Annotated in this window: 21 protein-coding genes and 1 pseudogene; 4 read left to right on the top strand and 18 right to left on the bottom strand. The window is 41.7% G+C overall.

Features of this window, described 5'->3' with window-relative positions; all coding sequences use genetic code 11:
* Positions 1-93 precede the first annotated feature (93 nt).
* The 13 genes from CHL76_RS02180 to CHL76_RS02125 form a co-directional block, all read right to left on the bottom strand.
* A complete protein-coding gene (locus tag CHL76_RS02180) occupies positions 94-996 on the bottom strand; it encodes a major capsid protein (protein ID WP_094907744.1) in 903 nt (300 codons plus the stop codon).
* A 73-nt stretch (positions 997-1,069) separates the two neighbouring features.
* Positions 1,070-1,693 (bottom strand): hypothetical protein, encoded by a 624-nt coding sequence (locus tag CHL76_RS02175; protein WP_094907743.1) that lies wholly within the window; start codon positions 1,691-1,693, stop codon positions 1,070-1,072.
* 166 nt (positions 1,694-1,859) lie between these two features.
* Positions 1,860-2,774, bottom strand: a complete 915-nt coding sequence (locus CHL76_RS02170) for a phage minor capsid protein (RefSeq protein ID WP_094907742.1) — start codon at positions 2,772-2,774, stop codon at positions 1,860-1,862.
* A gap of 116 nt (positions 2,775-2,890) precedes the next feature.
* The gene (locus CHL76_RS02165; protein ID WP_094907741.1) at positions 2,891-4,345 is read right to left on the bottom strand and encodes a phage portal protein; all 1,455 of its coding nucleotides are present in this window, start codon (positions 4,343-4,345) and stop codon (positions 2,891-2,893) included.
* A 32-nt stretch (positions 4,346-4,377) separates the two neighbouring features.
* Positions 4,378-6,111, bottom strand: a complete 1,734-nt coding sequence (terL, locus tag CHL76_RS02160) for a phage terminase large subunit (RefSeq protein ID WP_198951232.1) — start codon at positions 6,109-6,111, stop codon at positions 4,378-4,380.
* A gap of 263 nt (positions 6,112-6,374) precedes the next feature.
* Entirely contained in the window at positions 6,375-6,542 is a 168-nt protein-coding gene (locus tag CHL76_RS16915; RefSeq protein ID WP_158219033.1) for a hypothetical protein, read from the bottom strand.
* A 114-nt stretch (positions 6,543-6,656) separates the two neighbouring features.
* Complete coding sequence (locus CHL76_RS16910; protein WP_094907740.1) at positions 6,657-7,397, bottom strand: hypothetical protein; 741 nt, start codon at positions 7,395-7,397, stop codon at positions 6,657-6,659.
* A gap of 304 nt (positions 7,398-7,701) precedes the next feature.
* Positions 7,702-8,109 carry a hypothetical protein gene (locus tag CHL76_RS02150; RefSeq protein ID WP_094907739.1) on the bottom strand — a complete coding sequence of 136 codons (408 nt, stop codon included), beginning with the start codon at positions 8,107-8,109 and terminating at the stop codon, positions 7,702-7,704.
* A gap of 141 nt (positions 8,110-8,250) precedes the next feature.
* A complete protein-coding gene (locus tag CHL76_RS02145; protein ID WP_094907738.1) occupies positions 8,251-9,054 on the bottom strand; it encodes a hypothetical protein in 804 nt (267 codons plus the stop codon).
* A 114-nt stretch (positions 9,055-9,168) separates the two neighbouring features.
* Positions 9,169-9,525: a hypothetical protein gene (locus CHL76_RS02140; RefSeq protein ID WP_094907737.1), complete on the bottom strand. Its 357-nt coding sequence runs from the start codon at positions 9,523-9,525 to the stop codon at positions 9,169-9,171.
* Between the two features lie 135 nt (positions 9,526-9,660).
* On the bottom strand, positions 9,661-10,011 hold the full coding sequence (locus CHL76_RS02135; protein ID WP_094907736.1) for a hypothetical protein: 351 nt from the start codon (positions 10,009-10,011) through the stop codon (positions 9,661-9,663).
* Between the two features lie 113 nt (positions 10,012-10,124).
* The gene (locus CHL76_RS02130) at positions 10,125-11,030 is read right to left on the bottom strand and encodes a tyrosine-type recombinase/integrase (protein WP_094907735.1); all 906 of its coding nucleotides are present in this window, start codon (positions 11,028-11,030) and stop codon (positions 10,125-10,127) included.
* 205 nt (positions 11,031-11,235) lie between these two features.
* A complete protein-coding gene (locus tag CHL76_RS02125; RefSeq protein ID WP_094907734.1) occupies positions 11,236-11,637 on the bottom strand; it encodes a phBC6A51 family helix-turn-helix protein in 402 nt (133 codons plus the stop codon).
* A gap of 906 nt (positions 11,638-12,543) precedes the next feature.
* Between CHL76_RS02125 and CHL76_RS02120 the strand changes: the two genes are divergently transcribed.
* A complete protein-coding gene (locus CHL76_RS02120) occupies positions 12,544-14,073 on the top strand; it encodes a recombinase family protein (protein ID WP_158219032.1) in 1,530 nt (509 codons plus the stop codon).
* 66 nt (positions 14,074-14,139) lie between these two features.
* Here CHL76_RS02120 and CHL76_RS02115 read toward each other — a convergent pair.
* Positions 14,140-14,292: pseudogene (locus CHL76_RS02115) on the bottom strand (DUF255 domain-containing protein); the annotation flags it as partial.
* 74 nt (positions 14,293-14,366) lie between these two features.
* On the bottom strand, positions 14,367-15,194 hold the full coding sequence (locus CHL76_RS02110; protein ID WP_094907731.1) for a hypothetical protein: 828 nt from the start codon (positions 15,192-15,194) through the stop codon (positions 14,367-14,369).
* Between the two features lie 226 nt (positions 15,195-15,420).
* On the opposite strand from CHL76_RS02110, the gene map reads away from it, so the two are divergent.
* Together map and CHL76_RS02100 are read left to right on the top strand one after the other, a co-directional pair.
* Complete coding sequence (map, locus tag CHL76_RS02105) at positions 15,421-16,161, top strand: type I methionyl aminopeptidase (RefSeq protein ID WP_094907730.1); 741 nt, start codon at positions 15,421-15,423, stop codon at positions 16,159-16,161.
* 114 nt (positions 16,162-16,275) lie between these two features.
* Complete coding sequence (locus CHL76_RS02100) at positions 16,276-17,931, top strand: alpha-keto acid decarboxylase family protein (RefSeq protein WP_094907729.1); 1,656 nt, start codon at positions 16,276-16,278, stop codon at positions 17,929-17,931.
* A gap of 54 nt (positions 17,932-17,985) precedes the next feature.
* Here CHL76_RS02100 and CHL76_RS02095 read toward each other — a convergent pair whose 3' ends face one another.
* On the bottom strand, positions 17,986-18,411 hold the full coding sequence (locus CHL76_RS02095; protein WP_079475970.1) for a MaoC family dehydratase: 426 nt from the start codon (positions 18,409-18,411) through the stop codon (positions 17,986-17,988).
* Between the two features lie 385 nt (positions 18,412-18,796).
* Here CHL76_RS02095 and CHL76_RS02090 point away from each other — a divergent pair, with 385 nt between their 5' ends.
* The gene (locus CHL76_RS02090) at positions 18,797-19,624 is read left to right on the top strand and encodes a manganese catalase (RefSeq protein ID WP_079475969.1); all 828 of its coding nucleotides are present in this window, start codon (positions 18,797-18,799) and stop codon (positions 19,622-19,624) included.
* Between the two features lie 515 nt (positions 19,625-20,139).
* Here the strand turns inward: CHL76_RS02090 and CHL76_RS02085 are convergent.
* Both CHL76_RS02085 and CHL76_RS02080 read right to left on the bottom strand, forming a co-directional pair.
* The gene (locus CHL76_RS02085; protein ID WP_233133195.1) at positions 20,140-20,583 is read right to left on the bottom strand and encodes a hypothetical protein; all 444 of its coding nucleotides are present in this window, start codon (positions 20,581-20,583) and stop codon (positions 20,140-20,142) included.
* A 169-nt stretch (positions 20,584-20,752) separates the two neighbouring features.
* A partial coding sequence (locus CHL76_RS02080; RefSeq protein ID WP_143747431.1) for an aldehyde dehydrogenase family protein occupies positions 20,753-21,133 on the bottom strand: 381 nt, incomplete at its 5' end.

Below are 21,133 nucleotides of genomic sequence, written 5' to 3'. Positions count from 1 at the left end.
AACCTCCGAAAATTTAGATTATTAATCAAAAAATAAATAAAAAAAGAGGACGGAAGCGGAATAAACCGCAACCGCCCTTACTTCGTTATTCGATTAAACAGACCGAGTAATACCGCCAAGACGTGCCGCCGCTTTCGGGTGAAAGTCAGCAAGTCCACAATAGAACTCGATACGTGTACGATAAACAGGCTTGGAATCAATTTCACCCAAGTCTTGAACCATTATGCCACCGTTCGTAAGCCCCGAAATAGCTTCCTGTGCGCCGAAACGTAGAGCATAAATCGAACCTGCGGAAGTCGCTGAACCTTGCGTTTCGTTGAAAGCAAGAACATCGTCTTCAACGGTACGAATAGCAACGTCACCAAAGTATTCAACTGGACGACCAAACTCGTCAGTACCGTTTTGAATATAGTGCGTAGATTGTTCAAGCAATTTCTGAAGTTCCCGACGCATAGCCTTCGACATGAACAATACTTCTGCGCCGCCTTCAACTGCGTCAAGAAGTTCGTGAAGTTTAATCAGGGAAAGATTACCGCCGTCTGTACCTGCCATAATTTCGTTTCCGTTGTTAGCAACACGTTTTTCCAGTCCGTCAAATTCAAGCGGGCTTGCGGAACTGTCGCCTTTGAAGAAATTCTGCGTATATTTCTTTGCAAGACTTTTAACCTTCAGATTCGTTTGAACCGCACGTTGGTTGTTTACGTTACCAAGCGTTTGTGCAACGAATTTGTCAACATCAACGTCACCGCCGATAATTGAAAGAGTTTCAGACTTACGTGCTACGTCACCGCTTGAAGGTTCATAACCGTCGCCCACGTCACGAAACGCAACGTCAGGAAGCGTGTCTTCTTGGTTGTACTGATAAGAGTTACCCGCCACGGTCATTTGCGGCGTCAGTTCCATTACAGGTGATGTTCTTGCGAAAGTCTCAACTACGCCCGCCTGAAGCGTGTCAGTAGAAAGATTCTTTGCTGTTTGTGCCAATGTTAAAGCCATTTTTATACTCCCCCTTTCGTAGTGAAATTATTAACCGCAAATAAGTAAACATGTTTACAAAACATGCAAAAAATTATTTACGACCATAACCCGATAGTAATTTTTCCATCGGATTCATTTTGTTTGTGTCCTGCGTCTGCTGTACGTCTTGCGGATTAGTTTGTTCACCAATCGGCTGTTCTTGTTTATTACCAAAAAGACCTTTTTGTTCCGCACTATTGACCCATGCAAGTTTTTGTTCAGGCGTCAAATTTTCAGGAATCAGGTCATGATAGCTTTCGTCAATAGATTCTAATTTTGAATTAAGCAACTCGTTAACTGTTCCTTCGAGTGATTGAATCCGTTCATTAGCGGAATCTCTTTCTTGTTGAACAGCTTCAAGATCAGTTTGCGTTTGCTTATACAAGTCTTCGTATTCTCCACGCTTTTCTGCTTCTTCCTGTTCTTTTTGCTTACGTTCTTTTTCCGCTTTGTCTCTTTCCTGTTTGAAGGCGTCCAGTTCTTTTTTCATTTCTTTGTAGCCTTCGTTAACTTCATCAAAACGATGTTTCGGAATCATATGCTCTTGCTGTTCTTTACCTTCTTCTTCACCAGTCGTTTCCGTCTTTTCCTTCCCGTCGGAAGATTGACTGTCTGTTTCCGTTTCGCCTTCTGCGAAATATTGAAGGTCTAATTGTAAAAGTTTGCTTTGTTTCAAAATAAGTTTCCTCCTGCCTTCGAATATTTTTCGTCGTCACGTCCGACGTGGGCATGTGTATTTAATAAAAAGGAATCGAATTTCGAAAACCCATAAAAGAGGATTCACGAAACCGATTCAATAGATAATTCGACTGTGTGACACATTTACAAGGAAAAATTAAAAATTATTTATTTTTCTTTTCCTGAAGTAATCTTTCCGCTTCAGGTCTGTCTGATTCTATTCGACTTCTTACGTTATCAGGCAGAATATCAAGCGAACGAATAGGCGTAACCTTATGACGACAATTCGGGTGAAAAATTAAGTTAGAACGTCGTAATTCTTCATACGTCATAAAGCCGTCTGTCTCTCCATTCATCGAAATAATTTGTCCTTCAAAATGACGGCAAGCGTCTTTTGCGTTATGAGAAGATACAATTGCAAGGTCAACGTTTCTATTTTTCGCTTCCCTACGTGTGCCTTCCACGTGTGCCTGTAACATTTTTGTACGTGTAACCATTTCGGAATAACGTTCAAGCGTCCACCTGCGTCCTTTGTTATCTCTTATCGCAATATTACCTTCTTCCTTAAAACGTTCACGAAGGGCTTTCTTCGTCGTCTTACGACCTTTATCTTGTGCCGCCTGATTCGACATTTCTTCTTTCGCTACATTACGAACCATACGAATAGTTTCTTCCTTCATTTGTTTGTTCGCCTGAAGAAGATCGTTGTACGTGTCTGTAATTAACTGATTGCGGGCGTCAAGAATAGAATCCGTAGCGGCTACCGCACCAATTGCGTCGTCAAAACTTTCTGCTTCCCCTAACGCAACAATCGTTTCAGCCTGTCCATTTTTAAAAGCCATTTCTATCTTTTCGTTAACCCATTCTTCCGTTTCTTTGTCTACCGTCTTTAAACGTGAAGCGATATAAGCCAACACTTTTCGCATTTCTGCCCGTTGAAATTCCTTATCCTCTCCGTAAGTCGAAAGCGAAACAATCTCGTCCAGTACGTCGTTCGTTGCCCTCTTATACGTTTTAATCATATGGTTCATATCCTTATCATATTCAGGCGGCGGTAAATCCCATTTCGGTTCAGCCATACGTTAACCCCTCCTATAACAGAAAAAAGAAGCGGGGAATTTTACTCCCCACTTCCTTCAGAACTTTCTTCGTTATTTGGCTGTTCGTCATTTCCCGTTTCTTCGTCAGTTTCCGTTTATTCTTGGAAAGCGGAAGGGTCAGCAAACAGTTCTTTATTTCGATCTTCTTCTTTCTTTGCGTCCTGTTCCATCTTTTCAAGTTCACGATCAGCCTGTTCTTCTGTAAGCCCGTCCATCTTCATGAGTGCCGTCTTTTGGCTGACGGTAGGCTTTCCACCTGTACGAACATTCATGATATTCGCAAGTTCTGCGTCGTCCTGCGGTAGTCCGTCTTTAAAGTGAATGATAGGCTCAACAATATCGTAATTAGCGTTACCCTGTTCATGTTCAAGCATCTGTGCGATAAGAAACATTTTCTTTAATCCTTTATCGTAGAATTGACGCTTACGGTTGATTTTCGCAAGTAATGAGTTCATACGAAATTTAATCGCAAGACCGCTTGACCCTGACGTTCCTGAATCGCCTTTTCCTAACGCAAGGGCAGGAATTTCAGCGTTCACAAGTAACATTTCCGTTACACGGTCAAGTTCTTCAAACGCCGATTGAAGTTGTCCATCCCACGTTATATATTGCGGAACAATATCGTCTTTACCCATGATTTCAAATACTTTGTCACGCCCGACGGCGAACATTGGATTGCCATGCTCATCTTCTCCAAGTACACCTGCGGGAACAGCAAGCGACGGGTCAGCGTGTTTGTCCAGTATTTCCGCAATACGTGAAAGGCGGTTGTTTATTTCGTCGAACATTGGCTTGTGTTCAGAAATATCGTCTATTCCCTGCCAGTCGTCGTCTGTTGCGTAATTTGGAATGTGTACGACAAGCGGGAAAGGAACGCCCGTTTCTACGGTTTTACGTTGGGAAGTAATTTCTTTTTCAATCTTCCATTCCGTTACTTCCATTCCACTTGTCATAAATGGCGTCATTTCAAATTTCGAATATACGATTTCGTTAGGATAATGACTTTCTACGTTTAAATACCATTCCTGATCTCCTGAACCTTCAATTGCTACTGGATAGGCAATGTGATAAATTTCAATTTCAGTTGCGTCACCAAACGATGTTTCAGGGAAAACAAATTTTGGATTCTGCGGCTCTATAATTGTTCGAAAAGGGTCGAATTTTTTCGGTACTTTACCGCCCCACTTCTGCCCCCAACGAATTTTTAAAAATGAATCACCACGAAAAGCGTTCCCTGTCGCTGATTGCTGTAACTTCATACGAAGATCATTTTCTTCAACAATGCGGTCAATCGCTTTTTGTTCTTCAGAATCGTCTTCCTTTCCTGCGGAAAACGTGGGTGATTCGCCAAAAAGAAAGTCAGCGGATTTTTTACAAATTAAACCCGCCATATTTGACGAAATATAAACGGATTCTGAAGGAATGTTTTGTAAACGCTGAAATACGTCATAATGGTCGCCTAAAAATAGCTGTTTATTTTCTTTATAGCGTTCAATACGTTCCCTGTGTCCTTGCGGCGGATAGTACCCGCCCTTTTCGAATAACGGCATAAATTAACCTCCCTCCATTTAATGTTTGTCTATCAAACCCCTTTCGGTTTTTTATGATGTGTCAGTTTCCGCATTTTCGTACCTGCTTCAAGTGCCATTTGTAAGGCGTCAGGAAGGTCGTCGTTCACCCCATTAGGGAATTGTTCTAATTGTTCAAGCAACAACCGCTGATGACGCATAAAACGAAGCGCACCGTTTTCAATTAGCGGTTCAAGTGCTTCAATCCGTTCTTCCTTCTTCGTTTTCGACTGGATAGGAAGAATTTTCGTCCGATAGATACCTTCTTTTGGCATAGCCGCACGAAGTTGACGGTAAAAGTCATGTTGCGCCGCTACCGTTTCAATCATGAATACTTTCGGATTGTACTTTTTCATAATTTCCAATGCTTTATTTAACGCTTGGTGTGCGGGAACTTTTTTCGCCCACGCTTCAACGACAAAATAAACGCCTGTCCGTCGATCACGGGCAACCGTTACAATAGCGTTATAGTCGGAATTTTTATTTTTACCCATAGCAATATCCCACGCTGTAAAGTATTCGAAGAACTTTTCTTTTTCGTGCTTTTCTTCGTAATCGAAATAACTGAACTCGTCAGGGCGGAATATAGCGTTTTCTGTATCAATCGGATTATTCATATACTCTGAATTGAACGCCCGTGTACCCATGTTTACCTTTTCGTGAATTAACGATTTATAATCCCAACGTTTAGACCAAAGAACCTCAACGCCCTTTTCCATTTCCGTCTGATTATCTTCAAACAATTGTTCAGCGTCAGCCTTTCGGTTTTCGTTTTCTTGGTCACGTAGAATAGTTTCAAATTCTTCCCATAAGTCACCACGTTCAGGTTCTTGTACAATAGCGGCGAACTTCTTCGAATGGAAATCGCTTCTGTTCATAACGTGCTGAAGAAGACCTTCCGCCGTGACCGCTGTTCCCATATAAATGAACGCTGTTTTATCAGGTTCACCTATTGGAATTACAACGGAATTGAACCAATGAATGTTTTTCTGAATTAGATCAGGCGTATTTGTATTCTTGGAAGATTCCAAGTCGTCACAAATTACTAAGTCAGGTCTATGCGCCCCGTTACGTTTACCACGTAATTGTTTACCAATTGAAGCGGCTTCGACCATCGTTCCAGTCAACGAAAGAAAGCCATGTTCGTTGTCCTTGTCGTTACGTGATTTTTCAGGCGACAACAATTCCCCGAAATCATTACGAAGTTTTTCGTTGTGTTTAAATTCGTCGCCAATCCATTCGATAAACTTTTTAGCGGCGGCGTCCGTTTCTGAAATAATCAGTAAGTAATGACGTTTGCCGAAAGCTATTTGATGAACTGGAAAGATATTCGAAAGATACGCTGACTTTGCGTGTCCACGTGGCGCACTCCACGCAACCCTTTTATTAATTTCTTCGTTTGAAACGACATTCATAATGTTCGTTAACTCTTGGTGAAATTCGGGGGCGTCTTCTATGCCAATTCCTTCAGGAATTAAGTTGCCGCCGTTTTCAGGATTGTATTCTTCCGAAAAGTATTCGTATGCGAACGATAGAAGATCGTTTTCACTTTGGTCTATACGTTTCAACGCCTTCAATTCTTCCATATAGTCGATTAGTTGATTCGTTCGCCTTTCGTTCAGGTTGCCGCTTTCTTTTCGTAGCTTGGAAAGCATATCAACCGCTTCCGCTATTAAGCCCATTCGTTCGTGTCGTTTCTCTGCGTCCGTTATAAACTTACGGTCAACGATTCCGACGTTTCCACTCATTCACCCCACCTCTTTAAATAGAAAAAAGACGCCCCTTTTTTGGGAACGCCTTTCGTTATTAATCTTCTACTGTCATAAATGGGGCAAAGGCTGAAATAACAAGCCGTGTTTACTTGAACAACTTTCCAATGCCTTTTCCTGTCGCTTTTCCGACTACCCTTCGACCAATGCGTTTCTTAACAGTGCCGTTCTTAACTGCGCTTATGTCTCCGAGTATTTTCGCCAATACGTACAAGAATGATCTGAATTTGTTTATGTTCATTTTATTCGCCGCCTTTCATAGCTTCCATAATTTTTTCAAACTGTTCGTTCGATAAGTGAACCGATTGCGTTTGATTCGTTATCCGATTGAAGGAAAGGATTTCAATTCCGTCTTCTCGTATCACCGCAACTTTACGGTCTTTTTCTAATTCAACAATATTTTCGTCCATCTTTCCGTTCCCCTTTCGTCTAATCTAAATAAATTATACGACGTATTTATTTACAAGTCAACAAGTTTACTACGAAAATTTTTAATTGGAAGCGGGGCGTTAACCCCGCCGCCTTTACGCTTGCTTGATGATATTTTTGGCAACGTTGATTTCACTTACAAAGTCAATTTCTTCGCCGTCTACGTTTCTAACGCTGTACCCTTGCGTTGGGAAGAACTTCGCCCTGATCGACATTCCGTTTGAAGCGTACCAAACTGTGTCTTTTTTCTCGAAAGTAACTTTCTGTGCGTTCGCTTTTTTCATTTCTTCAATTTCAGGAATTTCGACAATAGTGAGATTACTCATGAATGAAATTCTGTTATATTCACGGCTTTTTTCTGCTAGGTCTTTCCGTGAATGAAAACTGAACACTGTCCAATGCTCGTCTTTGTCTTTTTCCGTTGGATTTTTATAGCCGATAACAGCGAAACGGTAATCACTTTTGTCGCTTTTTCTTGTTGCTTCTCCACCGTCAGGAAGCGTAATTTTGTATTCGAATTTTTTACCTGCTACCCTTACGCTTGCGGTTGCTTTTGGTTCAACGTTTTCAGTCGCCGTTTCTTCTTCTTCTTCGTTTTCTTCTTCAACAAGAACTTCTTCTTCTGTACATTCTTCGCAATTGCAAGGCTTTACTTCACGAATTACTTTAAGTAGTTCAGCCTGTGTGTCTTCATGTCCAGTGTGACAACCCGTTGAAGGGAAATAAAATCCTTTTTCTGTGTAAGCCCAATATCCCATTGCCTTACCTTCGAAGTCTACTTCTGCAATCATGCCCTGATATTTGTTCGGTACTTGAATGTTTGTGTTGTTTTTCATTGTTAATTTCCCCTCTCGTTTATCTGATCTAAATTCATTATACGACGTATTTTATTATACGTCAACATGTTTACATAAAAAGTTTTAAAATAATTTTTGGGCATAAAAAAAGTACGCTTCCTTAACGGAAAACGTACATGTAAACTTTCATTCGTTTGGTTTTCGCAACCAACCCTTCGAGCATTAACATTTTATGTTCTTTCTTCATATTCTGCCAGTCGCTATTTTTAATTAACATCGTTAACCTACCTTTCGTAAATTAGTAAACATGTTTACAAGAAGGGCGAATTTAATCGCCCACGTTTTAACCTTTTACCAACGCTGAATATCTTGCGTAGTTATGACCTTGCGGGTCAACAACAATCATTTCGTTTGCTTGCGGCGTCGTGATACCGATACATTCACGATATGCGCCCTTGCGAAATTCGTCCATTTCTTCCTTCGTCCATTCGAACATTCTTTTGCTTTCGTGGGCTTCCGTTGCTGTCGTTGAATCCGTTCCACCTTTTCCGTCAAGAAAATCCCAATCCGCCATCATGCTTGTACTAAATTCGTTATATTCTTCTTCCGTCATAACCGCAACTTCAACGATTTTGTATCTTTCGCTTATCTTTTCCATGTATTCAATATCTTCCTGAATGTCTTCAATGTGGTCAACTTTGTTTGCGAATTTTGCCTTTTGGATTCCTGCGTTTGTGTTAAGTAATTTCATTTTTTATTTCCCCTTTGCGTTTTTATTATGTCCTTCCCTGAAGAACTAAATTCATTATACGACGTATTTTATTATTTGTAAACATGTAAACAATATTTTTATAAAAAAAATTCGCCCTTCCATTAGGAAGGACGTAAAGGTTTATTCGTTTATTGCACGTTCCATTTCGTCAATATTATCGACGCCTTTTTTATAGTATTTATACGCTTGCTTCCATTCGTCTTCGTCGTATGATCTAGCTTCTTCGAAGTAATGAATCGTTTCTGTCGTCCAGTCGTGAACAGCGTCGAACTGTTCAACGTAAGGTTCGATACGATACAGTTCGTGTAACGAACTATGTGAACCTTCTTCAATAGCTTCGTAACCTGTAAGCCTTTCTTCTGATTCAGCTTCTTTTGAATAATCAACGTTTTCTTCGTAGTTTTCTATTTCGCTAAGTGGAACGCCCACTTTCCCTGAAGGCGTTGGGTAACGGGTTAATTGCTCATTAACAATATACTTCAACGCCCCTAACGCTTGCGTTCCTTCAGGTTCAGTTTTAAACCCTTCCGTAGCTTTTCCGTAATTCGTCCATGTGTACCGATACGTTTCTTGTGTTTCTTTATCAAAAACCATTGAATTTTTGTAAAGTATTACGTCTTCAAAATCATCTTCAGGACGAAGAAATTCCGTAAAACCCGCTTCAGCTTCTTCCTTGCTAACACGCCCTTCTTCGGGAAGGCTGAACGTCGTCATGGTTTTGTGTAGCTTCTCATAACGATCTGACGTTTCTTCAGAATCGGCTTCCGACGTTTCCCCTTCGTTATTACTGGAAGAATCATCTGAAGACGCCTGTGCTTTCTGCGTAGACCCTTCGTTTTCTTCGTTACTTGCTTCTTCATTCGTACCGCAAGCGGATAACGCTAATAATGACGACAATCCAACTGTAACTAATTGCTTCTTCATGTATTGTAACCCCTTTGTAATATTTTCGTTACCAAACTGTAACAAAGTAGTGAAAACATGTAAACATATGTACAAAAAAAAGCCGCAACCCTGAAAGGGTTACGACAAAATTTATTAGTGATACCAAGTATCTGTTGTATAATTCCATTCTCCATAGTATTCTCCGCCTTGAGAATAGGTGAAATGAAATTCTAACCAACAAGTTCCTTCGTAAACAGGTGTAATATCACGGTCAAAAGGACTTTCTGAATGAACGTAACCTGTTCTTGTTGCAATAAGACCGTCACCTTCACGGTACAACCTCATTTCAACATCATAAGCTGTAATTGTATTGTTATTCCCTGATTTAGCGTCCAGTCTTACCTGTACTTCTTCCCAATTGTCATAAACTTTTAAAGTCGCATAGTGGTCATGTTCTGCAATTGGACTGTCTTGCAAGTTAAAAAATTCTTCAATTTCCGGTGTAGCCATGTTATCACCTCATGTAAATTTTTGCGTCCATTTTAACGCTTACAACTAAGACTGTTGTTAAAAGTCGCTATTTGTGACAACTTTCGATAAATTAATTAAAAAGCCGCAACCCTCAAAGGGTTACGACAACTTAACTTAATGCGTCCATTGGTGCGTGTAAATTGTGTCTACAACGGTATCAGTACCGCTGTGGAAGATAGTATATTTAACGAAAATATCACCTTCGCCCGTATGGACGCCGTAAATATCACGGTTAAACGGACTATAACCCGAAACCCAACCTGTTTTAATCGTAATCAGGTTAGTAGAACCATAATGTGTTTTACGGTATAGTGCGGCTTCTACGTCGTAACTCGCCACGTTGCCGCTAACGTCCGTTGTACTTCCACTAAGAGAAATAAGAACATGCTCGCCGCTAATGGTACGACCACAACCTTCTAAACCTAAGAATCGCAAGTCACTCGCTCTACAATGTGCGTCTGCCATATAAATCACCTCTTTTAAAATTTAGCGTCCATTTTGACGCCTATTACTAAATTAATCTGACTGGACGTTTAACAACGCCTAAAACAAAAAAAAGATAGGCTTTCGCCCACCTTTTAGAAGTTATATTCGTTGTCCTGCATGGCTTCAGCGATTTCCCGCATACTTGGTTCAATATAACGCCGTGACGTATCAACGGAATCATGCCCCGCCAAACTTGCGACAATTTCAACTTTCCCCGTAGAATCCGCCACGTTTTTCAGGAACGTATGACGCAATTGGTGAACCGTAAAATGAAAGTTCAGGTTTTCGTTCAATCGTTTCGCCATATGCTGAACGCCCCTTGTCGTCATTTGCGGCTGACGTTCTGACGTAAATAAATAATCGCTATCTTCCGCTTCTCTATACTGTAACCAATGTAAAATACTTGTCGAAGTCGATTTATTTAGCGGAATGTAACGAAACTTGCCGCCTTTCCCGCTTCGTACCGTCAAGATTCCACTTTTAAAATTAACGTCGTCCACTTTCAGGTTCGTTAATTCTTCGACACGTAAGCCGCAGTTAACTAATATCGAAAATATGGCATGATACTTAACCCGTTTAGCGTCGCCGTTTACCTTTTTTATTTCGTTAAAAATCGCTTTTATTTGGTCACGATCAAGCCATTTCGTTTCATTCTGACGGGCGACTTTTTTCGCCTTAATGTCGTTCATCGGATTTTCTTCAGCGTAGCCTTTCGCTATCATCACGTTAAAGAACGTTTTTAAAGATTGCATACGTCGGTTAATCGTTGCGGGCGCAGACCCCGAGTTTCGTAAATGTTGTGCGTATTTTTTGAACGTCGGCTGTGGGGGAAATATGCCCCCCGCCCCCCGTTGTGGGGGGTCAACGTTTTCCACGGAATCATTCACCCACTTATTGAAGTATTTCAGATCATACACGTAATTACGTACCGTGGCTTCACTTCGTTCATCTTTCTTCATTTCGTCAGCAAACATTTCAATATACTTTTGTTCAATCATTTTATTCGTTCATTCCTTTCGTTCAACTGATTAACTTTATTATACGACGAACACGATAAAGTGTCAACAACATTATATGACGAATTGTTTTCGTTCATTCCTTTACTGTCAGTGTTTGTTGCGTTTAAGTAAAATATTATTCGTCGTATATTCTATATTATGTGACGAACAATTTAAAGTATTTATGTAGGAAAGAAGACGATGATTAATCGCCTTTACTTTCATCAATTAAGTTACGAAGTTCATTTATTTCTTTGTCAATGTCTTCATTATCCTTGTCCTTATTGCTTACATTCTGCTCTATCTCCTGCTTCTCTACTAGCAGACCAAACAGCTTATAGAATAATTCAATAGCCTTAACATTTCCTTTAGTTGCTTGCTTCTTGTGTGCTGATAGAACGTCAGGTATTTCGTCCTTAACATTATTAAGCGACTGTTCAACGATAGCCTGTTTAAATTCAGGTTCAGTACGCCACCTGTGCAATTGTCTAACAGACACCCCACAACGTTCAGCTATATCGTCAAAGGACATACCCGCTTTATTTGGCATGGACAAGTACCCTATTGCTTGAACCTGCGTTTCCTTAAATTGTGTAAAGTCGATCATCGTTAACCTACCCCCTTTCGAAAATTTGAGAAGTGCCGTCCACTGAAGACGTAACACGGGAATTTTAAACGTAATCCCCCAACGTAAAAACGCCTATATACGCCTATACATAACAACGCCTGAACCTACGCCATATCAACGTTTAAGCACGTACCCCCTAACGAAATTTTAACCCCTATATACGTCTGATTTACGCCAATATTTACGTTAATCATAAATGTCAGTAACGCTTATTTACGTCCTATATTCGGACATAGCATTTTACGTTAGATTACATATCCCTGACGATCAATATTCGTCAATATTTACGACAATATTTCGTTCAATAAACGTAATAGATCGCTTTTTCTCTATACGTAGTTAACGTTAAGACGTAGTTCACGTTATTACGTCAAGATTTACGTAATCAATATACGTATCAATAAACGCAATAACGCTTTATTCCCTTACGGGAAATTGCCTTCGGCAATTATTGTTTTATGGAAATAAAAGAATAATTTATATAGGCTCTAGTTCAAAACATAGTTATAGTTCATGTAACTACTTCGTTACAATCCCCACTTCTTCGTTTTGTTACAACCTTCTTATTCTCTTTTTCCGACAAGTATTAAATTTAATTTCTACGTAAAAGACTTTTGCAACCCGATTCGTCGGCATGTACAAAAGCAAGGATTACGTATCATTGACCGTTTCGCTATCCCGTCGTTCTTTAAGAGTTTAGACGGTGCATTTTAACGGTTGAATACGTACCTTATGAATGACAAAAGCATGAACGCTAATGTCTCTTTCAATGAGTAATTGAACCAAACGTTCATCTAACAAGTCAGGACGAATATTTTTTATTTTGAAATGTTTACTTGTTTACTTTATAATATAATCGAACGTAAACAAAGGAGGTTATTCGTCTTGCAATATGAAAATAACGCAATACTCGACGTTCAATCCGTAGCCGTCTACCTTCGTAAATCACGTAACGAAGAAGGCGAAACGGACGTTTTACAAAAGCACCGTAACCAACTTTTAGACTTCGTTCAGTCTTACGGTTGGAAGTTTGACTTGTTTCAGGAAATCGGTTCTTCCGACGACTTGGAATTTCGGACGGAATTTAAGCGGCTACTGGAACGTGTACAAGCGGGAATTTACGACGCTGTTGTTGTCGTGGAATTTGACCGTTTAACACGTGGCGATTCGTATGACTACGGCTATATAAAACGCATATTTGCGGAATCACGGACGAAGATTCTGACGCCTTACGGCGAAATAATTGATCTATCCGATGAATTTAATGTGATGAACGACATGAAAGCCACAATGGGGCGTTACGAATACCTTCAGACGAAGAAACGCCTGAATGAAGGAAAATTGCGTTCTGCCCGTCTTGGTAACTGGGTTAACGGTACTCCGCCTTTAGGTTACGACTATGACCACAAGACAAAGAAACTCGTCATTAACGAAGACGAAGCGAAAGCCGTTCGAATGATCTTTTACCTTTATCACGAAAAGGGCAATTCGATGGATAACACGTCTTTCGAAATGAATCGACTTGGTTTTAAGACGAAAAGGAACGATTATTTCACCGTTACCAAGATAGGGCGTATTTTACAGAATCAGACTTATGTAGGACGTATCGTCTACGGAAAAAGCGAAGGAAGCGGGCATAAGCATAAGAAGTCCAAGACGTTACGTTATAAGCCTGAAAACGAATGGTTGGTTGTCGTGGACGACGCTCACCCTGCGCTTATCAGTAAAGACGTTTATGAACAGATTCAAATACAAATGACGAAAAAGCGGAGGATTCCGCCTAAAGCACGTTATTCAGGTTACGCCTTAACGGGTTTAATGCGCTGTAATCGTTGTAATTCCATTATGAACTTTACGAAAAAGCAACTCGTAAAAGCAGGTTGGAAATGCTACGTTCGAACCTGCGTAACGCCTGACCCTTTCGGAAATCGCTGTAATTGCCGTGGCTGTGACGCAAGTATTGTACTTGATTATGTGCGTAGAAATATCGAAGAATATATTCCCCGTCTTATGGAACAACGTGATATGGGCGAAAATGATTCGGTTGAACGCCTGAATCGCAAAATTAGCGGATTGCATACGGAAATAGATAAGCTGAAGGAAGGCATTGGACGTATTAAGTCACTTTTCATTGACGGCATGATTGATAAAGAAGAAATGAACGGAAAGCACGAAGAACAGACTTCGAAAATTGAAGAAAAACAGCGGGAACTTCGTGAAGCGGAAAAAGAACTTGCTTATGCGTCCAGTGAATCGGTAGACGACAAAATTGAACGCTTGGAAATCGCTAAACGGGAATACGATCTTACTGACCCGTTCAGTTCTGAAACGAACGAATACCTGAAAGAAATTATTGATTGTATCTATTATGATAGGGTCGATGATGAAATAAGTTTAAAAATCGAATTTATGTAATGCCCTGAAGCCCTGTTGTTTCAGGGTTTTTCTTTTGTATTATATAGTTGCATTTAGATTCTGCCACCAATGGCACGTTGAATACCCAATGGACACCATAAGCGGTTTGTTTTCTGCCTCCGCCTTTTCAAAAGCATCTGTTCCCCATGGATACCAGTCCACCGGGTTGTTTTTATGCTGCTGGAGATAGGGCGATTTTTCGTATTGTAGACGGTTCAACCAATCACGTCCTTTCTTGTTAATATTTATTCACGAAAAAGACGCTGCCCAAACAAGGACAGCGTGTTTACCAGTTATCCGTTTATTGCTTTTTCCATTTCGTCAATATTATCAACGCCTTTTTTATAATACTTATAAGCTTCTTTCCATTCTTCTTCATCGTATGATTCGGCTTCTTCAAAGTAATAAATTGTTTCTGTCGTCCAGTCGTGTACGGCGTCGAATTGTTCAACGTAAGGTTCAAGCTGGTGAAGTTGGCTTAACATACGTTGTGAACCTGCCTCAATAGCTTCGTAGCCTGTGGGATTCTTCCCTTCTTTTTCTACAAGCTCCCCTGAGGCAATAAGAGTTTTTTTGTCCCCTTTGTATTCATCTAAATTTTTTAAAGGTGTACCTGCGTTTTCTTCGAATATTGAAGGATAAAATACCATGTCATGATTCACTCTATATTTTAACGCCCCTAACGCTTGCGTTCCATACGGTTCGGGCTTGTCTTCCTGCGATAATGTATCGTAATTGATCCAGGAGTAAGTATACGTTTCTTTCGTATTTTTATAAAAAATCATCGAATTATCATAGACAATAACATCTTTGTACTCGTCTTCTGGTCGAAGAATCTCCCCAAACCGCAGTTTTGCTTCCTTACTACTTAGACGTCCTTTTTCGGGAAGGCTGAACGTGGCCATCGTTTTGTGCAACTTTTCAAAACGTTCGGACGTTTCTTCAGCCGCCATTTCGGCTGTTTCTGTCTTCGTATCTTCTTCACTGGAAGAATCATTTGCAGAAGCCTCGTCTTTATTCTCCTTGTTTTCGCTTGAATCACTGCCTGATTCTTCCGAAGTTACACAAGCAGATAGTGCTAATAGTGATGACAGACTAATCATAACTAATTGTTTCTTCATGTCAGGTGCCCCTTTATACTATCACTCTAATGTTTGGTAATTGCTTTTTACCATTACTATACCAATTTTTCGATTTTAAATAATGCATTGCCTGGCATATAGTTAGATTTTACCCCTTGTTTTTAATAGAAGCTTTCCCCTGCCCCGGGCAGCTCTCTTTTAAATTTTTATGATAGAATCTAAATGTAATGATTATCATAAACTGTTTAAAAAGTGAGGATACACAATGATTGCAAAAACGGAAGAGGATTTTCAGGGTTTACGGGAAATTGGCGAAATTTGTGGAACGATTCGGAACAAACTAGTCCAGGCTGCTAAACCAGGGATTACAACAAAGGAACTCGATACCATTGCAGAAAAGCTGTTTGAACAATCAGAAGCTCAATCTGCCCCGAAAGGAGTGTACGACTTTCCCGGCCAGACGTGTATCAGCGTCAATGAAGAAGTAGCGCACGGAATCCCGGGCGATCGGGCCATTCAGGAAGGCGACCTTATCAATATTGATGTTTCGGGTTCGAAAAACGGCTATTTCGCAGATACTGGGGTTTCCTTTGTGATTGGCAGTGCTGAACCGGTGTTACAAAAAATATGCGACGCTGCCAAAGAAGCATTCGATGCCGGCCTGGAGAAAGCTAAACCCGGGGCAAAAAAGAGCGCTCTCGGAAAAGCTGTACACAACGTGGCAAAGCAGCATGGTCTGACGGTTATCAAAAATCTTACCGGGCACGGCATTGGACGCTCGATTCATGAACCGCCGGAGCATATTTTTAACTACTTTTCCCGTTGGGACGATGAAATTTTAAAGGATGGAGCGGTCATTGCCTTTGAGCCTTTTATTTCGACGTTTGAAGAGGAGGTTTTTCCGGCTGAAGATGGCTGGACCCTGTTGACCGATGACAGCTATGTAGCTCAATACGAGCATACAATTATTCTCACCAGGGACGGCCCGATTATAACTACACTGTAGGCTCGTAATTTTTTCTTATCTATTTACCGCTGCAGGCGATTTTTCTCCTGACCTATGTCTAAATCTTCACGAATACGGGAACAGCCTACTATCATCCCGTTCAGGAGGTTCATTATGCCAGCACAACAAACAATCAGTTCCTTTTTATATGACTGCCTTGCAAAAGAAGGTATTACAGAAATATTCGGCGTACCGGGCGATTATAACTTCGCCCTGCTTGATGAGCTTGAAAGCTACAGCGGCATTCGCTTTGTTGATAACAGAAATGAGCTGAATGCCGGTTATGCGGCAGATGGCTATGCGCACGTCGCAGGCCTCAGCGCTATGATTACCACGTTCGGCGTGGGGGAGCTTAGCGCTTCGAATGCTGTTGCCGGAGCCTACAGTGAACACATTCCCCTCATCCATATTGTCGGCTCACCCGCCTTCTCTATGCAGGAAGCCGGGACTAAAGCCCATCATACATTAATGAACGGCGACTATTCGGTGTTTCTGCGCATGCATCAGGAAATCACCTGTTATGCAGTAAAAATCACCCCCGAAAACGCCGCCGAGGAAATTCCAAAAGCGATCGCTTCTGCCGTCCGTGAGCGAAAGCCGGTTTATCTGGATATTCCGCAGGATACAGCGACCACGCGCATCGAGACTCCCGGTATCCAGCAGGAGCTTTCCTACATGAGCGATGAGCTGGTCGTGCAGGAAACAGCCCAGCTGATGAAGGAAGCCATTGATCAGGCAGAAAAAGCGGTGCTGCTTGTAGATATTTTTACCTCCCGCTACCACATGGAGAACATTATTTTACAGCTGGCAGAACATTTGAACATTCCGACAGCCCAGATGATGCAGGGCAAAAGCGGGTTCAATGAACAGCATCCGCTATACATCGGTATTTACGCCGGGGCCTTCGGCAGCCAGCAGGTGCGCGATTATGTAGAGAACGCTGATTTAATTATTACTGCCGGATTGCTTGAATCCGATTTTAACATGGCAAAATTCACTGCCGATCTCCCGGCGGAAAAACGGATCGATATCCAGCCACAGGAGATTTCCATTCAAAACAAAGCACGGTACAATACAGTGGTTGAAGAAGTGATTGATGCTCTTACCTTAATGGAGTGCCGTACGTTTGAACAGATTGGCTATCTTCCGTCCTTCTATGATTTTCCGTCCGAAAACTATTCGGAACGACTGCTGGCAGAAACGTACTATCCTATTATCCAAAAGCTGCTCCAGCCGAAGGATATTGTAGTCGTCGAGACTGGCACATTTTCTTACGGACTGCCGCACGTACGTCTTCCTGAGAATACGCTTTTTATTTCCCAGGGCTCCTGGCAGAGTATCGGATACGCCCTCCCGGCGGCCTTCGGGGCCGAGCTTGCAGCTCCTGGCCGGCGCGTCCTGTTATTTATGGGAGATGGATCGTTTCAGCTGACCGCCCAGGAGCTTAGTGCGATGGCCGAGCAGAATCTTAAGCCGGTTATTTTCTTTTTAAACAACAAGGGCTACACTGTTGAACGTTATTTAAACACAGAAAATACCCATGCCCGCTACAATGATATTCCGCATTGGGATTACATGCAGCTCGTAAAAAGTTTTTATCCTGCCGCGGAAACGGTGAGCGTGTCCACTTCCACAGAATTTGAAGAAGCCGTGGCCCGCATTGGCCAAAACGATACGCTCCATTTTATCGAAATGAACGTCGATGACCAGATGGATGCGCCGATTCATCTGAAGCGGCTTCGGGAATTTGCCGAAGGCAGCAGCTCATAGCAGCAGTTAAAAGCTAATCTCATTTCATAAGGAGATTAGCTTTTTTATTCGGCATTATCGTTTAATCAGCACAGACAATTCACTCTCAAACACTTTCGTGTTCTCTTGATTGTATGTTCTGAGCATCACCGTGAGGATGCCTTCGTTTTTCCTTTTTGCTTCTATGTTGGTCACTTCCGCATACACACGCAGTTCATCACCCGGGTACACCGGCTTGATGAATTTGATATGGTTCATTTCTGTACCCGCTACGACATCGTCGCCGTACACCCCTGTCTCTACCCACAATTTGAATGTGATACTTATCGTATGAATACCGGAGGCAATAATGCCATTAAATCTCCCCGCTTGGGCTTTCTCTTCGTTTACATGCATATACTGCGGATCGAACTCCCGGGCAAACCGCAAAACATCATCCTTAGTCACCCTGTATGCACGTGTTTCAAATTTCTGGCCGGGGGTAAAAGTATCCAGCCTCATTTTTTCTCCTCCTCGTCCTTTTACATTAAACCAATTACAAAATATCATTTCCACCTTAGTATACTGCCTCTGTTTATAAAAACATCTAAATTTTAAAATTCCTGTATGTTTTTAAAAGAAATGGCAACTCTACGTTTAGACTTTGCCGTTATCGGCTATAACATAATCAGTACAGCATATTGCGTGGCGGGAATAACCAGATAAAAAGCTGGATTATGAGCCAGAGAAAGGAGACACCTTCTTTTTCTGGCTCTTTTTTTATGATTTCAGAAAGGAGGGCGGTCCACCAAGCGCCAGGGCGGTATGTTGTCTTTTTCACGACATGAACTATAAACATCCAATTAGATAGACTAACTATTTACTACAAAAAAGGAGTTATTCATTTATGTTTTTTCACCGTAAAGAGCTGCAATTTCACGCGAAACCAGACCGTCCGGATCCCGTCTTTGCCAAAAAACTGCAGGAGATTCTCGGCGGCCAGTTCGGTGAAATCTCTGTAGCGATGCAATACATGTTTCAAGGATGGAATACCCGCGGCAACGAACAGTATAAGGATATGTTGATGGATACCGGCACAGAAGAATTTGGCCATATTGAAATGATCGCGACCATGATCGCCCAGCTGCTCGATGACGCTCCTGTAGAAGAACAGGAAGAAGCAGCTAAAAACCCAGTTATCGAATCCATAATGGGAGACATGAACCCGCAGCATGCGATTGTTTCCGGACTCGGCGCCGTTCCTAAAGACAGCAATGGTGTTCCTTGGAATGCAGGCTATATTATCGCGAGCGGCAATGTGCTCAGTGATTTCCGGGCCAACCTTAATGCGGAATCGCAAGGACGCCTGCAGGTAGCACGCCTGTATGAAATGACCGAAGACAAAGGTGTCCGTCAGATGCTTTCTTTCTTACTCGCCCGTGATACGATGCACCAGAATCAGTGGGCTGCAGCAATTAAAGAACTCGAACAAAAAGAAGGCTTTACTGCACCGTCCACTGTACCGGCACAGTGGGAAGCAACTGAGTTTTCCCACCAGCTGATGAACTTTTCTGAAGGAGAGCAAAGCGCAAATCTTAACTGGCTGAAAGACAAAGCACCGGACGGCCAGTCCTTTGAATATGTATCGGAGCCGAAGGCTCATGGAGGCAAGCCTGAGCTGAAGCCTGCTCCTGACTATATGCACAACACTCTTCCAAATATGGACAAACAATAATTATTAGTAACCAGTTTTATTCACTTCTTTTTTTCGTTGAAAGCCTCCGATATTCATTTTCGGAGGCTTTTTATTCGAATTAATTTCATTACCCGCGAGCATAAACTAATCCGTACAGATATCATATTTTCCCGAAACTTATCAGAATACATCAATAAGGATAATGGTTTAAATAAGAAGCCTGGTACGTTTTTCATGCGTAAGGTGTGATTTCACAAAAGCTATTTGCTGAACTAAGTTAAAGCCTTTGAAAATAGCTAGACCCTATTTCGTGAATGCCTGGCTTTTCATCCTAACTTCCCTATAGAAAAAGCAGAGATGCCCACAAATAATTTCGATTGGCTTCAAGGGGTTCGAAATTCAAAAAGCTATAGAATATTATACGAAAATAGCCAGCAAATAAAGCAGTTCATATAAACCTGCGCCACGATAAAATTTTTGCTTTTCAAATTTATACCTGAGAATCCCCCAACATATTAGCCGGATTTTGGGCAAAAACAAGATTCGCTTTGTACTTATGTTTCTACCGTTAGTGCTTCAAGAATCAGGCGCTTAAAGGCAGGTGTCATATTTTTCAGTTGATCGATACTGTAAACCCCTACATAATATTGAATAATCAGACCATCTACAAAGGCGACCACTACCGAAGCCCCGTAATCTGTATGCAGCGCAGGATAATTCTTATCCCGGTCAAGCTCTTTTAGCTTTTTCTGCAAATGTCCCACCATTTCATTGAAAGAACCACTAAAGGTGCTTTGATGAATTTCCTTTCTTGTATAACGGCTTAACACACTTTTAATATTATCCATATTTTCTTCATTATATGCCCATGAATCATACAAGAATTTTTCTACGAAGTCTTCTACGTTTCCGCTCTCATTACCTTTCACAGCCCTCACATAATCTTCTTCCAATCGACTGAGAATTTCATCCATTTCCTGACCCATGCGTGCACTCATAATATTACACTCTCCCTTAATTTTATACTGAAGATGTTATTCCCTGAGAATCATCGTTACAACCGCTATATTTTATAGTTTGTTAATTTACTTTTATTACAGGTAATTGTCTACAGTACAAAAAAAGTAATACCCTTTATTAAAAGGATATTACTTTTTGAATTTTGGATTACCAGCGGGCGGTCACCATTTTCTTGCGGGTGTAGAACTCCACGCCGTCCTTGCCGTTCGCATGCAGGTCGCCGTAGAAGGAATCCTTCCAGCCCGAAAACGGGAAGAACGCCATCGGCGCCGGCACCCCGACGTTGACCCCGAGCATCCCGGCATCGATCGTCTCCCGGAATTCGCGGACGTGGTGCCCGGAGCTTGTGAACAGGCACGCGCCGTTCGCAAASCGSGACTCGTTCGCCCACGCGATGCCGGCGGTCAGGTCCGGCACCCGCACGATGGACAGGACCGGCGCAAACAGCTCGTCCTGCCAGATGGTCATCGTCTGCTGCACGTGGTCAAAGATCGTCGGGCCGATAAAGTAGCCCTCCCGGGCCACCTC

The sequence above is a fragment of the Marinococcus halophilus genome, from assembly GCF_002265875.1.
Classification (GTDB): Bacteria; Bacillota; Bacilli; order Bacillales; family Marinococcaceae; genus Marinococcus; species Marinococcus halophilus.
This window is presented reverse-complemented; position numbering and strand designations above follow the sequence as displayed.

Coding starts and splice junctions, on each gene's coding strand:
- CHL76_RS02090 (WP_079475969.1), top strand. CDS start 18,797: ATGTTTTTTCACCGTAAAGAGCTGCAATTTCACGCGAAACCAGACCGT.
- CHL76_RS02150 (WP_094907739.1), bottom strand. CDS start 8,109: ATGAAATTACTTAACACAAACGCAGGAATCCAAAAGGCAAAATTCGCA.
- CHL76_RS16915 (WP_158219033.1), bottom strand. CDS start 6,542: ATGGACGAAAATATTGTTGAATTAGAAAAAGACCGTAAAGTTGCGGTG.
- CHL76_RS02110 (WP_094907731.1), bottom strand. CDS start 15,194: ATGAAGAAACAATTAGTTATGATTAGTCTGTCATCACTATTAGCACTA.
- CHL76_RS02095 (WP_079475970.1), bottom strand. CDS start 18,411: ATGAGGCTGGATACTTTTACCCCCGGCCAGAAATTTGAAACACGTGCA.
- CHL76_RS02140 (WP_094907737.1), bottom strand. CDS start 9,525: ATGGCTACACCGGAAATTGAAGAATTTTTTAACTTGCAAGACAGTCCA.
- CHL76_RS02165 (WP_094907741.1), bottom strand. CDS start 4,345: ATGCCGTTATTCGAAAAGGGCGGGTACTATCCGCCGCAAGGACACAGG.
- CHL76_RS02100 (WP_094907729.1), top strand. CDS start 16,276: ATGCCAGCACAACAAACAATCAGTTCCTTTTTATATGACTGCCTTGCA.
- CHL76_RS02135 (WP_094907736.1), bottom strand. CDS start 10,011: ATGGCAGACGCACATTGTAGAGCGAGTGACTTGCGATTCTTAGGTTTA.
- CHL76_RS02170 (WP_094907742.1), bottom strand. CDS start 2,774: ATGGCTGAACCGAAATGGGATTTACCGCCGCCTGAATATGATAAGGAT.
- CHL76_RS02130 (WP_094907735.1), bottom strand. CDS start 11,030: ATGATTGAACAAAAGTATATTGAAATGTTTGCTGACGAAATGAAGAAA.
- CHL76_RS02145 (WP_094907738.1), bottom strand. CDS start 9,054: ATGAAGAAGCAATTAGTTACAGTTGGATTGTCGTCATTATTAGCGTTA.
- CHL76_RS02125 (WP_094907734.1), bottom strand. CDS start 11,637: ATGATCGACTTTACACAATTTAAGGAAACGCAGGTTCAAGCAATAGGG.
- CHL76_RS02085 (WP_233133195.1), bottom strand. CDS start 20,583: ATGAGTGCACGCATGGGTCAGGAAATGGATGAAATTCTCAGTCGATTG.
- terL (WP_198951232.1), bottom strand. CDS start 6,111: ATGAGTGGAAACGTCGGAATCGTTGACCGTAAGTTTATAACGGACGCA.
- CHL76_RS16910 (WP_094907740.1), bottom strand. CDS start 7,397: ATGAAAAACAACACAAACATTCAAGTACCGAACAAATATCAGGGCATG.
- CHL76_RS02180 (WP_094907744.1), bottom strand. CDS start 996: ATGGCTTTAACATTGGCACAAACAGCAAAGAATCTTTCTACTGACACG.
- map (WP_094907730.1), top strand. CDS start 15,421: ATGATTGCAAAAACGGAAGAGGATTTTCAGGGTTTACGGGAAATTGGC.